We start from the raw sequence: 16,069 nt of genomic DNA, 5'->3' as shown, positions 1-16,069 counted from the left end.
AAAAAAATAAAAAGGAAACGCTAGATTAAAAGATAGTAATAATGTGATCTATGACAATAAGTTAAAAAAAGAAGTGGTCGGATTTCGAGTATGGGATTATTCTTATTTAATATGTTGATTTATAAAAATAAAGCTTAAGTATAGGTATTTTTAATTGAGTTAAAACAAGCGATTAATTACATTGACGATAATAACTCGATGATTTATTTATAGAAATGCTGGTAATAATTTTGCAGATTACCAGCATTTATTCAAAAGGGAATTACACGTAGAAATAGCGAATAACGTGGAAGAAAATAGGGGCGGCAAAGCACAAAGAATCCATTCTATCCATCATACCGCCGTGGCCTTCAATCATAGTACCGAAATCTTTTACGCCACTATCTCTTTTTATGGCTGACATACATAAACCGCCAGCAAAGCCTGCGAGTGTGATGACTAAAGAGAGTAAAAAAGCAGCCCACCATGTGAAAGGCGTTGCCCACCATAACATCATCCCTATAAGGCTGGCTGAAATAATGCCGCCAAAGAAACCTTCGATGGTTTTATTAGGACTTAATTTCGGTACGATAGGATGTTTGCCAAATAGTTTACCAAACACATATTGTAAAACATCAGAAGTCTGTACCACGATCATCAAAAACAGTAATAAGTTAATATTACGTCCTTCAAAGCCTTCTATCGGTAACATTAATAATGCTGGAGCGTAGCTAAGGCAATAGATAGCTATCATGACACTCCATTGCACTTTTGCCATGCGCTCGAGAAAGTGATGAGTATCTCCGGAAAGCGCCATACGTGTTGGAATTAATAAGAAGGCATAAACCGGAATAAAGATGGCTAGCAAATTATACCATTGCACACCGACGAGAATATATTGGATAGGTAGCACGACAAAGAAACACCAAAAAAGTGCTTCGTGATCACCTCGATGAGTCGGGGTTAATGTAACCAATTCACGTAATGCAAGCCATGAAATTAAGGCGAAGAGGATAACTGAGCCTATTGTTCCAATACTAATAGCGACGGCAGAAATGATACACATGATCCACCAAGCTTTAATTCGAGAATTAAGATTGGTAATGGTTGAGGTAGGACCTTTGAGTGCCGCAAGGATCGCACCAATAATACTGGCAATAATTAAAAAGGAGAATAGCCCGATAAAGATCCAGAGAATTTCATTGTTGATACTATCCATGATGTAACTCCTCTAACGCACTTTTGGCTCTTAATAGAAATTCAGTCTTATCTTCATTTTCATGTGTCGGCTCAATAGGCGGGCCAAATGTGGCACTACAAATGATAGGAACGACAAGCCGAGAGCCTTTAGGAAGTACGCGGTTTAAGTTTTCAAGATAGATAGGGACTAATTGAGCCTGTGGATTGTTACGGGACAAATGCCAAAGACCGGCTTTAAAATCCTGAATAGACTCACCGTTACCTCTTGTCCCTTCAGGGAAAATAATTAGCGATTCACCTTTATCTAAAACAGCCTGCATCAGTGTAAGAGCATTTACTTTCTGAGGTGCAGTTGTTGTTTCACCATTTCCTTCAGTAACATTTGTTTTATTCGCGTGGCGTGGGATCAAAACTGCACGAAAGATACGACGAGAAAGATAACGACGTAAACGGTTTTTATTCCAATAATCTTCTGCAGCAACAGGGTGCACAAATGGGCGAATATGGGGGGCAAGTGAAGACCAAATAACTAAACCATCTAGATGACTTGAGTGATTTGCGTAATAAATACAAGGTTTATCTTTCTCAATCGGAGATATTTGTTTGGCTCTGATCCCGGTTAAAAAACGACAGATAGAGACTAAGACTGATGATATGATTTTTGCATCGAAAGAGAGTTTGCCATTTTTCATTCATCAACTCCTTGTGTTAAATCGCGTAAAATTTGGCGAGTTCTCAAAATGGTAGTAAGTACTGAGCCGAAGATAATGATCCACAGGGAGACTAAACAGAGCCATGCTCCCCATTCAGCGGGAATAAATGCAGAGATAATGGCAATACCGGTTAATAATGCCATTCTATGTTGCTTGGCCATTGGCCCCGTAAAACGCTGTTCTAACCCACAACTACCACCTAATACACGGATATAAGCTGTCATTACCGCAAAGAAAGCGGCTACCCAGCCTAAGGTAATAGCGATAGGAAAAGTGATGGATAAACCATAACCTACACCAATAATAATCAATGTATCAGCTATTCGGTCTGGTAGTTCGTTATAAACGGCACCAGCAGGACTTTTTAATCCGCCTTCAACTGCGACCATACCATCGAGTAGGTTACAGATAAGTCTACCCTGGATAGCTAATGCACCTAAAATAAGAAGGATTGATTGAAGTAGGCCTTGGGAGTGAGCGAGAGCAAAGTAGAGAAACAAACCGGAGATAGCAGCGAATAGGATACTAAATAAAGAGATCCCATTGGGGGTAGCGCCTTTGCTTTGCAGCCAGCGACTACAGCGAGTTGCCCAGTTGGTTTGTCTTGCTTTTATAGGACGACGATTTTTTTCTTCATTATTCATTTTTTTTACAAAAAAATATTAGTGAGTACACAAGGTATTAGCATAATACGTTTAAGTAAAAAGAAAATGAAGATCAAATTATAAGATTATCTAATAAATTTTATAAGTGAATAAAAAAGTAGGCTCATTGATTAAGCTAGGATAAATATTCAATCGACAAAAAATACTTATTCTTTAGGTGTTAATACTTATTTTTGTTTAGTTGTTTTTACGTAATCATTTTTTCCTAAAATGATATTCCTATTATGATGTGGGTGAGTAGAAAAAATTTGTTATATATTAAAATAGCTCAACAATAAAGAGAATTAATTTCTAAATAATAGACTAAAAAGAACCAGAGTTATGACATCCATCAGCTATTTTATGAGGTTGTTTATGATTTTTTTGTTATTTTAATTATTTTTTCTATAAGGTAAATATAGATTAATTTAAAGTCACTAGACAATTACTGTACTTTATCTAGACATAAAAAAGAGACAGCGATTCCTTTTTTGTTCTTTTTTAATCAGCAATATTTTTAGTTAAAAAATAAGACAGTAAATCAGAAATTGATTGTCAATAGTAGTTATGTCTGTAAGAGGTGAAAAATGATTTATGTCAAATTAAATAGTGTTTATTTTATCGTTTCGCCATTATTAACAATGAATAGGGAGGGCGTTATTAATAATAGCGATTATAAAAATAAAATATACTAATTGTTCAGGTTAGAGGTTGGAGTATTTGTATGACTTATGAAAGGGAGGCGTCAAAATAGGATAGCCTTCCCTTCTGTTGCAGAATGGAGCTTAGTATATTTATTATTTCCATATTCAATACTTATTCATCAAAAATAGAATATTTTTACAATACAGTTTACTCTCATTAATAAATAATAATGAAACGAAAGTCGATTAAGCTGTTATACAAGCGCTGGATATCATCTAATGATAAAGAAGATATACGGGCTAAATTTAATTGGCTCTTAAGTCATATTTTTTAAAGAAATCATATTCTTGTACTAGTTGTGGTAGTGATCTTATTTTTAGTTTTGTATACATATTCGAACGATGAACTTCCACTGTTCTTGGTGATAAAGAGAGCTTTTCGGCTGCTTCTTTACTGGTGTTACCGTCAAGGATCATCTCCATTACCTCTTTTTCTCTATTTGATAGTTTACTAAACTTATCTTTTAAAGAAATATAGGTTCTGAATTGCTCAACCTCACTTTCATAGTGTAAAAAAGATTCTGACACAATATTAAGAAGCTCATTGACGTTTAAAGGGCGAGTTAAATATTCGAAAGCCCCCGCTTTAAATGCGTTACGGCAACTTTCTATCGATGCATCTCCCGAAATAATTATAACAGGAATGATATTCTTTAATTTGTTTAACTCTTTTACCAACGCAATTGATGGCGATGCACTACTTTTAGTGTTAATTATGATGCACTCTTTATGAGCCCCTTTAGTTGATGAAAAATAGTACTTTAAAAATGCCTGTTCATTTGAATAGGTTTTCACATTTGCCGCTAAAGAAGAAAGCACTGCTTTAAGTTGAACTTTTGTGCTGTCATCTTCGAAAGTGATCAGATGGATTATCGATTCCATATGTTGCTCCCAATTTTATTCCTCTCTTAATCAAGAGTAAATGAGTAACGAAATTTGACTAATTTATAAATTTTCTATGTAGAGTAGTATTCACGTAACGGAGCCATAATAAGGATATATTAAATAAAAAAGTATTAATACTTTTTCATTATATTATAGATAAAATATCAGAACTTTGTTTTGTTTCAATATTTCTATTTTATCGTTAAAGATATTTTTCTTCTATAAACGAAGTTCATATAACTGTTATTAATTGTAACTAAGTTTTTTATCGTAAGTGTTTTTAACTATATTAAACATCTAGTGTGAGTATAATTAATATTGATAATTGTTTTTTGATTAGTTTATTAACTAAAATAATTTGTCATACTTATATTTGTATGGTCTTGAGAATGTGGATTTCTCTCTTTACTTATTGTAAAATAGAGCATTATTTATAATTACCTTACTTAACAACCCAATCGAGCCAATATTATGGCGTCACTGAAAGATGTTGCTCGACTTGCATCTGTTTCTTTGATGACAGTCTCAAGAGCGATTAATAACCCTGAGTTATTAAAACCAGATACGTTGAAACAAGTCCAACGCGCAATCGAAGAACTGAATTATGTGCCCGATTTTTCAGCGCGAAAAATTCGAGGTCAAGGGACTAAGGTCTCATCGATCGGTGTGCTTGGTATTGATACCGCAACGACCCCTTTTTCCGTGGAAATGATTTTATCCATCGAGCGTACCGCTCGTCAGTTTGGCTGGAGCTCATTTGTTGTAAACCTCACTGAACAAGATGGGTATGATCAAGCCATTTGGCAACTGTTAGCTCAACGTCCAGATGGTATCATCTATACCACAATGGGATTGCGAGAAATCACGGTACATGAAAAGCTACGTGATAAAAATGTGGTACTTGCCAACTGCCTAGCTAAAGATCAAACTTTTCCAACCTATATTCCTGATGATTATCACGGACAATATTTTGCGATAAAACACGTGATTGAAAAAGGTTATCGGCATCCGTTATGTTTTTATCTACCCGAAGATACCGTTGCAGGCCCTATTCGCCGTAAAGCGGTCGAAGATGCTTGGCAAGATGCCGGCTTACCTTTGTCATCATTGCGTCAATACACAATGTTATTTGGCGATGAACATTACCGTGATGTGATTGGATTGTTACAACAACACTGTCGTCAGCAAAAAGCAGATTTTGATATTTTAATCTGTGGTAATGATCGTATCGCATTTTTGGCTTATCAAGTTTTACTGTCGATGGGATTACGTATTCCTGAGCAAGTGGCTGTATTAGGCTATGACAATATGATAGGAACGGGGGAGTTATTCTATCCGCCACTCACCACAGTACAGTTGCCACATTATGACTTAGGTAAAGAAGCAACATTACATATTATTCAAGAGCGTAATCATAATAAAACAGTACAAGTCCCCTGTCAGTTAATTGAACGAGAGTCTCTGTAACGAGACTCTCTTTCCGTTAGAGAGTATAGAAACATTACAACGCTCAACTTATCGTTGATAGTGTCCAATATTCACCGGCGATTAATGTGGCACTGCCATCTGTGGCAAATAGCGATAAATCGCGATCATTTTCATCTGCATAATAACGGCTACTAAAGGTCAGCTCTCCGTGATTGATAAAAACCTCTATTGATGAGCGATCAATAAATATACGTAAGTTAATTTCGCATCCTACTGGCAACGGTGTGCTACGTGATCCACTGATATTATATTGTGGATAATGGCGACGGATCACAAAGCGATTTGATTGATTATCGACAAATACCTCTAAACCTTTTCCTAGCCATAATCCAAATTTTTCCGCTTGGCTATCTAATGACCAGGTTAAATTTAACTCAATAGCCGGTGTCTTATCGAGTAATTTAAGCGCTTGGTTATTGAGTGTGGTCATCTCTATCGTATTTCTTGTTTGTCTTAGACTTTCAACTTCTTTTATCGGGGTCATACGTAAACGGTTTGCCCTTTTATCAAAGTTAATTTCACGAGGAAGCGTGAAACAACCAGCCCAAAACTCCTGTTGCGAAGGCATAGGGGAGTTCCACATATCCATCCATCCCATAGAAACACGGCGACCATCAGCAGTAACAAAAGATTGTGGAGCATAATAGTCATGACCATTATCAAGCTCAGTAAAATGACCATGTATGATAAAAGGTTGTTTTGGTGACCACTGACCGATCAGTGCACCGGTTTGAAACAGATTACGGTATTGATAACCTTCAGCGCGTTTTCCTTGTGGTGAAAAAACAAGAGCAAATTCGTTATCATCACTGATAGGAAAAAAGTCAGGGCATTCCCACATGTAGACGTTTTTATCATCGGTTTTGCCTAATACCTTGTACTCCGAACGCCATTGTTTCCCTTCTTCAAATAGGGTGTCATTGGAGAAAAGTAACACTTGGCCTTGGTCTTTTTCATCGCGGGCACCGACTACCATCCACCATTTCCCTTCTTGAAACCAAACTTTTGGATCACGAAAGTGCATATATCCTTGTGGTGGCGGTAAGATAATGCCTTTCTTTTCAAAATGGATCCCATCTTCACTGACTGCCACACATTGTGCTTGGTAAATTTGGCTGTCATCGCCTTCTTCTGCTAACCAGTTATGGCCGGTATAAAAGAGGTATAATTTACCTTCATGACTTACCGCTGATCCGGAAAAGCAACCACTTTTATCATACTCATTGCCCGGAGCAAGGGCGATTGGCTGATGTTGCCAGTGGATCATATCTTTGCTGGTAGCATGTCCCCAATGCATCGGCCCCCAAAGTTCAGAAAAAGGATGATGTTGATAAAATGCATGATATAAGCCGTTATGATAAACAAGGCCATTAGGATCATTAAGCCATCCCGCAGGAGCGGCTAAATGGAATTGAGGATAAAATTGCTCTCCACGTTTTTTTTGTAAGGCATTTAGGGCAGTTGTCGATTGTTCTAAACGTTGCTTCATCTCATTATCCTGATTTTATCAGTTATTCTGTAAGCTATATGTCACCCTTATTAGCGATAACATTTAGGGTTAAAAAGCGTGTTGTTTGAATTTATCTTTATTATTGTACACCATTATGTTAACGTTATCAGGATGTTTTTTCGAGCAATATCTTTATTTTTTTAGTTATTAATACTGATAAAAATAAAATATAGTGAATAAAAATAGTGGCTTATCTTCAGGAGAGATTATGAAAGTCTGGTCTTTAGGTGATGCGGTTGTTGACCTAATTCCACTGCAAAATATGCAATATGAAGCATGTGCTGGTGGAGCACCAGTGAATGTCGCTGCAGGTGTTGCAAAATTAGGACAGCAAAGTGGCTTTATTGGTCGGGTCGGTGAAGATGCATTTGGTCACTTTATGCAAAAAACCTTATTTGATCTCGGTGTAGATACCAGCACAATGGAATTTGATGAGTTACATCGTACCAGTACAGTCTTAGTTTCGTTGCAAGAAAATGGCGAACGAGATTTTACTTTTTTAGTTGCGGACTCTGCTGATCAATTTCTTACCAATAAATCACTGCCTGTATTTGAAAAAGACATTTTACATTTTTGTTCACTTGCTTTAGTTAATCCAATTTGTCGCTCGACGCTAGATAGTGCTATTAGTAAAGTAAAAAATAGCGACTCTTTACTGAGTTTCGATATTAATTTACGCCCCCAAATGTGGCGTGATCATGAAGAAATGCGTGCGATCATCGATGAATATGCTCATAAAGCAGATATTTTGAAATTATCTGAAGATGAACTGACTTGGATGACTCAGGAAATTACCTTAGAAAATGCATTAAAAAAATTAGCTGATTATCCTGCTCGTTTAAAAGTGATCACCCAAGGCTCTAAAGGATGTTTAGTGTTGACGCCTACAACACAAGTTGCCTTGAGTGCCTTTACCGTCAATTGTGTTGATACCACAGGGGCAGGTGATGCCTTTATGTCTGGATTATTAGCCGCAGTTGCAGAATATGGTTTTGCTGATGATGAACAATATTTATTAAAAATTATTACGCAAGCCGCGGCCTGTGGCGCATTAGCAACCACTAAAAAGGGCGCTATTGCTGCAGCACCGAGCCGAAAAGTATTGCGTGAATTTGTCAGTAAACAACCGCCGTTACATGTACGAGATATTTTTTAATGGATTATTTGTTTATTTGCTTGTAAGTCCTATTTTCCCCTTTGCTCTGGTCTTTTTGTGATCTCTATAAATAAGGTTTATACAACTTTATTTATAGAGATTTTTTTTATGTTTTACTCAGTGGTTTATTTTGATAATCGCTTACTTTGACGCTGATAAGTAGCGGATATGATCATATTGTTTGATTCGTTTTCGGCGTATGATAGTAAGGTCTCTTTAACGCTATTGGTGGAAAGTCATATGTGGGCTCAGTCAGGTGTGTTATTAGCCATTTGCTCCTATATTTTATGGGGAATAACCCCTCTTTTTTATCGGCTATTACCCGGTGCTCAACCATTAGAGTTACTTGCACAACGTCTTATTTGGTCTATTCCCCTGTTATTACTGGTTCGATTATTTATTAAAAATAGAACTCGCTGGCGTGCTGTTCTCCAAGATAGACGCTCTATTTTTATGTGTTTATTTAGTTCATTAGCAATGGCAGTCTCTTGGTGCACCTTTACTTATGCACTTACGCATCAACAAGTCTTAGCCGCCAGTCTGGGGTATTTTATTAATCCACTTTTTTCTATTGTATTGGGCGTTATCTTTCTTAAAGAGAAATTAAATCCTGCTGAAAAATGGGCGGTAATATTAATTTGTGCAGGAGTGGGATATCAATTATGGATGTATGGTCAATTACCCATACTGGCACTCGTGATGGGAGGAGCATTTGCGATTTATGGACTCATTCGTAAATTTATTCGTTTTGATGTCATAACTTCATTATTTATTGAAACTTTGTGGCTAATTCCGGTCGCTATAGGGGCGATGATTTGGCTGATTATGCGAGATGAAAGTGCGTTTTCTTCTGCAGACAATTTAACTCGTTTCTATTATATTTTAACCGCGCCAGTGACTATTCTCCCTTTACTGTTTTTTACCGCAGCAATAAAAAGAACCACCTTAACCGTTATTGGTTTAGCACAGTATATTGAACCGACAATGCAATTTTTACTGGCCGTATTCCTATTCCATGAAGCATTTGATGCTGTGAAAGGAGTAAGTTTTTCATTGATTTGGTTAGGGCTATTGTGTTGTATTTTTGCGCTGATTAGAAAGCGCCTTAATGCCTTAAAAATTCATAAAGGTCAGCATAGCCAAAAAATATAAAGTATTTAAATTTTACTATGGCTATTTTTCTCTTTGTTAAATTCCGTTATGCTACCACCAAATGCAAACGTTTGCGTAATGCGTATTATCTGACTGAGATAAGGATCGAAAATGACCATTTTGGGAACGGCTCTGACCACTAATGCCACAAAAGTGATGTTATTAGGTGCAGGCGAATTAGGTAAAGAGGTGATCATTGAATGCCAACGTCTTGGCATTGAGACTATTGCGGTTGATCGCTATGCCAATGCGCCGGCAATGCATGTTGCTCATCGCCATTATGTCGTCAATATGCTTGATAGCGAGGCATTAAAACAGATTATAACTCAAGAAAAACCCGATTTTTTGGTGCCTGAAATTGAAGCTATTGCTACTTCATTATTAGTCGAATTAGAAAATAATGGTCAAAAAGTTGTACCTTGTGCCCGTGCAGTAAAACTCACTATGGATAGGGAAGGAATACGCCGTCTCGCTGCAGAAACATTACACTTACTGACTTCTCCTTATCAATTTGTTGATGATGAAGCGGCTTTTAGAAAAGCGGCGGTTGAGATTGGTTTTCCTTGCATTGTAAAACCGGTGATGAGCTCATCTGGAAAAGGACAAAGTGTTATTCGTTCAGAGCAAGATCTCACTAGTGCATGGACTTATTCTCAAGAAGGGGGAAGAGCAGGGCAAGGGCGCGTGATTGTTGAAAAGATGATCCCGTTTGATTTTGAGATAACATTACTCACGATTCGTGCTATTGATGGTATTCATTTTTGCGAGCCTATTGGTCATCGGCAAGAAAAAGGCGATTATCGTGCGTCATGGCAACCACAAAAAATGAGTGATATTGCCCTTGCCAAAGCACAACATATCGCCAGTAAAGTAGTGGAGAATTTGGGCGGTTATGGGTTATTTGGTGTGGAACTATTTATCCAAGGTGATGAGGTGTTTTTTAATGAAGTATCACCGCGTCCTCATGATACAGGGCTTGTTACCTTAATTTCACAAGATTTATCAGAATTTGCGCTCCATGTGCGTGCTTTTTTAGGCTATCCCATCGGTGGTATTCGCCAATTAGGTGCTTGTGCTTCCGCGGTGATTTTACCTGAGTTGTCTAGTACTAATATTGTCTATACGGGGTTAGAAAAAGCGCTTAAGGCAAATCGACAAATTCGTTTATTTGCTAAACCTGAAATCGCAGGACATCGTCGTTTAGGCGTGGTGCTTGCTCATGCCGATTCCATAAAACATGCTATTGAAGAGGCGAATTTAGGTGCACAAGCGATTTTAGCCCATGATGGTGATAACCATTTATCGCGGTGATCTACATACCGCCAATGGCTTTATATCATGCTTGCCTTTATGGCATTTCAGTATTTTTATTAATGTTATTAAGCTCTGCTCCCTTGAAACTTGCTTAACTATCCCCACCTTTTAAGTCATATCGATTTTTTTCGCCAAATTAGGATAAATTGAGGTAAAAATGAGTATGAAAGATCAGGAAACGAGAGGATTTCAGTCTGAAGTTAAGCAACTTCTACAATTAATGATCCATTCTCTTTACTCTAATAAAGAAATTTTCCTTCGCGAATTGATTTCTAATGCATCGGATGCGGCGGATAAGTTACGTTTTCGTGCATTATCCGATGCAGCTCTTTATGAAAATGAGGGTGAACTTCATGTCCGCATTGCCACTGATAAAGAAAAAAGAACACTGACTATCAGTGATAACGGCATAGGTATGACCCGCGATGAAGTGATTGATAATTTAGGGACTATTGCGAAATCAGGGACTAAAGCATTTTTAGAGTCTATTGGACAAGACCAAGCGAAAGATAGCCAATTAATTGGTCAGTTTGGTGTCGGTTTTTATTCCGCATTTATTGTGGCAGACAAAGTGACGGTACGTACCCGTGCCGCGGGGCAACCTGCTGATAAAGGTGTTTTCTGGGAGTCACAAGGTGAAGGTGATTATACGGTTGCTGATATTGAAAAAGCGGATCGTGGTACCGAAATTACCCTGCATCTACGTGAAGGTGAAGACGAATATTTAGATGATTGGCGTCTGCGTAGTATTATCAGCAAATACTCTGATCATATTTCCCTACCTGTCGAAATAGAAACTAAAAATGAAGAAGACGGCACCGTTACATGGGAAAAAATAAATAAAGCTCAAGCGTTATGGACGCGTAATAAGTCAGAAATCAGTGATGATGAATATAAAGAATTTTATAAGCATCTTTCTCATGATTTTGCTGATCCGCTGTGCTGGGCACATAACCGGGTTGAAGGTAAACAAGAGTACACCAGCCTGCTGTATGTTCCTTCTAAAGCACCTTGGGATTTATGGAACCGTGAACATCAACATGGTTTAAAACTGTATGTACAGCGCGTCTTTATTATGGACGAAGCTGAACAGTTTATGCCTAACTATTTGCGTTTTATCCGCGGATTAGTCGATTCTAACGATTTACCGTTGAACGTTTCTCGTGAGATCTTACAAGATAGCTCTGTGACACGTAATTTACGTAGCGCATTAACTAAACGTGCATTACAAATGTTACAGAAACTGGCTGACAATAATCCTGAAGAGTATCAAACTTTCTGGAAAGAGTTCGGTTTAGTGTTAAAAGAAGGTCCTGCAGAAGATCACGCTAATATTGAAGCCATTGCTAAATTACTGCGCTTTGCTTCTACTCATAATGACAGCGATGCACAAACTGTTTCATTGGCAGATTACGTGAGTCGTATGGTTGAAGGTCAGGATAAAATCTATTACATCACTGCAGATAGCTATGCTGCGGCCAAAAATAGCCCTCATCTAGAATTATTCCGTAAAAAAGGTATTGAAGTTCTACTGCTATCCGATCGCATTGATGAGTGGATGATGAACTATCTCACTGAATTCGATGGTAAATCATTCCAATCTGTGAGCAAAGCAGATGAATCTTTAGATAAACTGGCTGATGAAGAGAAACAAGCGCAGCAGGAGGAGACAGATAAACAACTGGCACCTTTTGTTGAGCGTGTAAAAACCTTACTAGGTGATAAAGTTAAAGAGGTGAAATTAACTCATCGTTTAACGGACACGCCTGCTATTGTTACTACTGGTGCGGATGAAATGAGTACGCAAATGGCAAAACTTTTTGCGGCTGCAGGTCAACAAGTCCCCGAAGTTAAATACAACTTTGAGTTAAACCCTAATCATCCATTAGTCAAACAAACGGCTGAGTTGACTGATGAAACACAGTTCGCGGATTGGATCAATTTATTACTCGATCAAGCGCTATTTGCTGAAAGAGGAACTTTAGAAGATCCAAACCAGTTTATTCGTTTAGTGAACCAACTATTAGCTAAAAACGCGTAACCATATTCGTTTTCAATCATTTAAACCACGTTCTTTGCGCAAGAGAGCGTGGTTTTTTTCTTTTGCGATAAAAATAAAGTGCAATCGATAACGTGATTTCTTGAGCGATGACCTCACAAAATGGTATGGTAATGCGTTTTCGAGTTTAACTATAAAAAATTAAATGCAAGGGGATTTACGCGATGCGTATCATTCTACTAGGCGCTCCAGGCGCTGGTAAAGGCACTCAGGCTCAATTCATTAAAGAAAACTATGGTATCCCACAGATTTCAACCGGTGATATGTTACGTGCTGCGGTTAGCGCAGGCACGGAATTAGGACTGAAAGCAAAAGCATTGATGGATAACGGTCAATTAGTGACTGATGAATTAGTAATAGCATTAGTGAAAGAGCGTATCAAACAAGACGATTGCCGTAATGGTTTCTTGTTGGATGGGTTCCCAAGAACAATTCCACAAGCTGATGCAATGAAAGAAGCGGGTATCAATGTTGATTTCGTACTGGAATTTGCTGTACCTGATGAAATTATTGTTGAACGTATTGTTGGTCGTCGAGTGCACGCGCCATCAGGTCGTGTTTATCACATTAAATTTAATCCACCTAAAGTTGAAAACCGTGACGATGTGACAGGTGAAGAGTTAACAACTCGTAAAGATGACCAAGAAGAAACAGTGCGTAAACGTTTAATCGAATATCATTCTCAAACAGCACCTTTAGTTTCTTATTACCAAAATGAAGCTAAAGCGGGTAACGCGCAGTACCACAAAATTGATGGTACACAGAAAGTAAGCGAAATTAATGCTGAACTGAAAAACATCCTCGGTTAATCTATAACACCGAAGAGCAATCCCGGTTAGACCGGGATTTTTTTTACAAAATATTTATAAAAAGAATACAATCCGATTAATTGACAAACAGAGTTCACTATTTTCCTTTACTCTTTTACTTTTGGTTATGTTAATAAAACAGCTCTAAGGAGTCTTGGTATGAATGATGCTAAATACGGCGTTCTTTTGGTCAATCTTGGCACCCCTGATGCACCTCAACCAGATGCAGTGAAGCGCTATTTAGCTCAGTTTCTTAGCGATCCTCGCGTTGTTGATGTTTCCCCGTGGATTTGGAAACCCATTCTTCATGGGGTTATTTTGCCATTTCGCTCACCTAAAGTGGCCAAATTATACCAACAAATTTGGTTGCCAGACGGCTCTCCTCTTTTAGTCTATAGCCGTGCACAGCAAAAAGCGTTAGCACAACGTTTTGCGCATATACCTGTTGAACTAGGTATGTGTTACGGCAATCCTTCCCTCAACGAAGGACTGACGCGATTATTGGCGCAGGGCGTTGAAAAGTTAATTGTATTACCTCTTTATCCTCAATACTCTTGTTCGACATCGGGGGCGGTATTTGATGGTATTAGCCAACTGTTTAAAACGATGCGAACTATTCCTTCACTGCATTTTGTTCGTAGTTATGCTCAACATCCACTTTATATTAAAGCGCTGGTAAATAGCATTGACGAGAGTTTCAAGCAACATGGTAAGCCGGATCGTTTAGTACTTTCATTTCATGGCATTCCAGAACGATTTATTAAAACTGGGGATATCTATTTTGATGAATGCTGCCTTACAGTAGAAAAATTAAAACAGCAACTTGATTATCCAGCAGAAAAAGTGATGATGACTTTCCAGTCACGTTTTGGCCGTGAGCCTTGGTTATCACCTTATACTGATAAAACGATGGAAAAACTGGGTAGTGAAGGGGTTGAACATGTACAGGTTATTTGTCCCGGATTTTCATCAGACTGTTTAGAAACATTAGAAGAAATTAATGAACAGAACCGTGAGTTCTTTATACATGGTGGTGGAAAACAGTATGAATACATTCCTGCTTTGAATGATAAAGTTGAGCATATTGACTTACTTGAAGCTATAATCCGCGACATATGTGAAAAATAATAGATAAGCTCACTAAATACGATTATCGGATTAGGTGATATATTCATTTGATCATATTTCAGTTATATATAAACTTATCTTTTCTCATTTTTTAACCATTTTAGTCTTGTGCACTAAAATGGCTGATAAACGGACGCTGCATTACACAAATTTAGGCAGGAAAATGAATAGTAAGCTTTCAAAACCACAATCTTCAGAAGTTGATAAAGGGCATTTCGACGATTTTTATCTAAAACAGAACGATGAAATCGATCTGTTTGAGTTATTTTCTGTTCTTTATAAATCAAAATTTGTCATTATTGGGATCACACTTTTATTTGCTATCGTAGGTTTTACTGTTGCGAGCTTTCTGCCCCAGAAATGGACAAGCCAAGCTGCTATTACAAAACCAATGTTAGATGAGATGAAGCAGTTAAGAGCTACCTTAAATGATTTAAGCTTGGTTGATGTTGATACTGGCGTAAATGCTTCTTCTGTTTACCAAAAATTTATCAATAACTACAATTCCCGTGTATTACGTGAAGAATATTTAGTCAATACGGATTACTATAAAAACTTATTGGCTAAGATGGACGATCCTACGCCATTGGATAAACGTAAATTAATCGAAACTATTGTTACTAAAGATATTAATTTAAAAGCATCAGACAGTAAAAATAGTGATGAAGAATTTAGTGGCGAAATTAACTTAAGCTTTACTGCGCCAACTTCTGAAGAAGCTTACGATTTGCTGTCAGGTTATATTCGCTTTATTTCTACTAAAGTACGGGTAGAAGTGAAAGACGAAATTGATGATCAAATTGAGCGTAAATTAAACCATGCGCAAAAAGCGTATCAAATGGATTTAGAACGTATTGCTAATGCGCGTAATGTTAATGTTCAGCGCTTAAAATATGCACTAGAAATTGCCAATGCTGCGGGAGTTAAAAAGCCTATTTCTAGTGAAGGCGCACAAATTAAAGATGATCCTGATTACTCCATTGCCATGGGGGCTGATGCACTTAGTAGTAAATTAGCGATAACAGAAGCGATTACTGATCCTACAACGGTCAGTTCTGAATTAAAAAACCGCTTATATAATATCCAGCAGTTAGAACAAATAAAATTGGGTGATCTGCAATTTGTTCCTTTCAAATATATGCTAAAACCTTATGAACCAACTAAGAAAGATGCGCCTAAACGTGCATTAATCTTAGTCGGTGCCGCATTTGTTGGTTTTATCCTTTCTGTAATGGGTGTTTTACTGGGCTATATGGCAAGAAATCGCCGTAAAACAGCGTAAATATCCACAAATAAAAGTAGGTGTACAGACGTACACCTACTGTCTC

The 16,069-nt window shown here is 37.6% G+C and carries 13 protein-coding genes; 8 read left to right on the top strand and 5 right to left on the bottom strand.

What is annotated here, in order from left to right; genetic code table 11:
- Window positions 1–262 precede the first annotated feature (262 nt).
- From PMI_RS10815 to PMI_RS10800, 4 genes are all read right to left on the bottom strand, one after another.
- Window positions 263–1,198: a phosphatidate cytidylyltransferase gene (locus PMI_RS10815; protein ID WP_004244293.1), complete on the bottom strand. Its 936-nt coding sequence runs from the start codon at window positions 1,196–1,198 to the stop codon at window positions 263–265.
- Complete coding sequence (locus tag PMI_RS10810) at window positions 1,191–1,871, bottom strand: lysophospholipid acyltransferase family protein (protein ID WP_004250285.1); 681 nt, start codon at window positions 1,869–1,871, stop codon at window positions 1,191–1,193. Before PMI_RS10810 ends, PMI_RS10815 begins: the two co-directional genes overlap by 8 nt.
- Window positions 1,868–2,536, bottom strand: coding sequence for a CDP-alcohol phosphatidyltransferase family protein (locus tag PMI_RS10805; protein ID WP_004244291.1), 669 nt, complete (start codon window positions 2,534–2,536; stop codon window positions 1,868–1,870). Before PMI_RS10805 ends, PMI_RS10810 begins: the two co-directional genes overlap by 4 nt.
- A gap of 950 nt (window positions 2,537–3,486) precedes the next feature.
- Window positions 3,487–4,122, bottom strand: a complete 636-nt coding sequence (locus PMI_RS10800; RefSeq protein ID WP_004244289.1) for a response regulator transcription factor — start codon at window positions 4,120–4,122, stop codon at window positions 3,487–3,489.
- Between the two features lie 474 nt (window positions 4,123–4,596).
- Here PMI_RS10800 and PMI_RS10795 point away from each other — a divergent pair, with 474 nt between their 5' ends.
- Entirely contained in the window at window positions 4,597–5,592 is a 996-nt protein-coding gene (locus PMI_RS10795; protein ID WP_012368279.1) for a LacI family DNA-binding transcriptional regulator, read from the top strand.
- A gap of 43 nt (window positions 5,593–5,635) precedes the next feature.
- Here PMI_RS10795 and PMI_RS10790 read toward each other — a convergent pair whose 3' ends face one another.
- Window positions 5,636–7,102, bottom strand: coding sequence for a glycoside hydrolase family 32 protein (locus tag PMI_RS10790; protein ID WP_012368278.1), 1,467 nt, complete (start codon window positions 7,100–7,102; stop codon window positions 5,636–5,638).
- A 229-nt stretch (window positions 7,103–7,331) separates the two neighbouring features.
- Between PMI_RS10790 and PMI_RS10785 the strand changes: the two genes are divergently transcribed.
- The 7 genes from PMI_RS10785 (at window position 7,332) to wzz(fepE) (ending at window position 16,023) form a co-directional block, all read left to right on the top strand.
- Window positions 7,332–8,279 carry a PfkB family carbohydrate kinase gene (locus tag PMI_RS10785; protein ID WP_004244286.1) on the top strand — a complete coding sequence of 316 codons (948 nt, stop codon included), beginning with the start codon at window positions 7,332–7,334 and terminating at the stop codon, window positions 8,277–8,279.
- A gap of 240 nt (window positions 8,280–8,519) precedes the next feature.
- Window positions 8,520–9,431, top strand: a complete 912-nt coding sequence (gene rarD, locus PMI_RS10780) for an EamA family transporter RarD (protein WP_004248658.1) — start codon at window positions 8,520–8,522, stop codon at window positions 9,429–9,431.
- A 111-nt stretch (window positions 9,432–9,542) separates the two neighbouring features.
- Complete coding sequence (gene purT, locus PMI_RS10775; protein ID WP_012368277.1) at window positions 9,543–10,742, top strand: formate-dependent phosphoribosylglycinamide formyltransferase; 1,200 nt, start codon at window positions 9,543–9,545, stop codon at window positions 10,740–10,742.
- Window positions 10,743–10,902: 160 nt separating this feature from the next.
- Window positions 10,903–12,786, top strand: a complete 1,884-nt coding sequence (gene htpG, locus PMI_RS10770) for a molecular chaperone HtpG (protein ID WP_004244279.1) — start codon at window positions 10,903–10,905, stop codon at window positions 12,784–12,786.
- Between the two features lie 182 nt (window positions 12,787–12,968).
- Window positions 12,969–13,613 carry an adenylate kinase gene (gene adk, locus PMI_RS10765; protein WP_004244278.1) on the top strand — a complete coding sequence of 215 codons (645 nt, stop codon included), beginning with the start codon at window positions 12,969–12,971 and terminating at the stop codon, window positions 13,611–13,613.
- A 159-nt stretch (window positions 13,614–13,772) separates the two neighbouring features.
- Window positions 13,773–14,741, top strand: a complete 969-nt coding sequence (gene hemH, locus PMI_RS10760; RefSeq protein WP_004244277.1) for a ferrochelatase — start codon at window positions 13,773–13,775, stop codon at window positions 14,739–14,741.
- Between the two features lie 163 nt (window positions 14,742–14,904).
- The gene (gene wzz(fepE), locus PMI_RS10755) at window positions 14,905–16,023 is read left to right on the top strand and encodes an LPS O-antigen length regulator Wzz(fepE) (RefSeq protein ID WP_004248652.1); all 1,119 of its coding nucleotides are present in this window, start codon (window positions 14,905–14,907) and stop codon (window positions 16,021–16,023) included.
- Window positions 16,024–16,069: the final 46 nt, after the last annotated feature.

The organism is Proteus mirabilis HI4320 (genome assembly GCF_000069965.1).
Classification (GTDB): Bacteria; Pseudomonadota; Gammaproteobacteria; order Enterobacterales; family Enterobacteriaceae; genus Proteus; species Proteus mirabilis.
The sequence above is the reverse complement of the archived record's forward strand: the minus strand, read 5'-3'. Positions and strand labels throughout refer to the sequence as shown.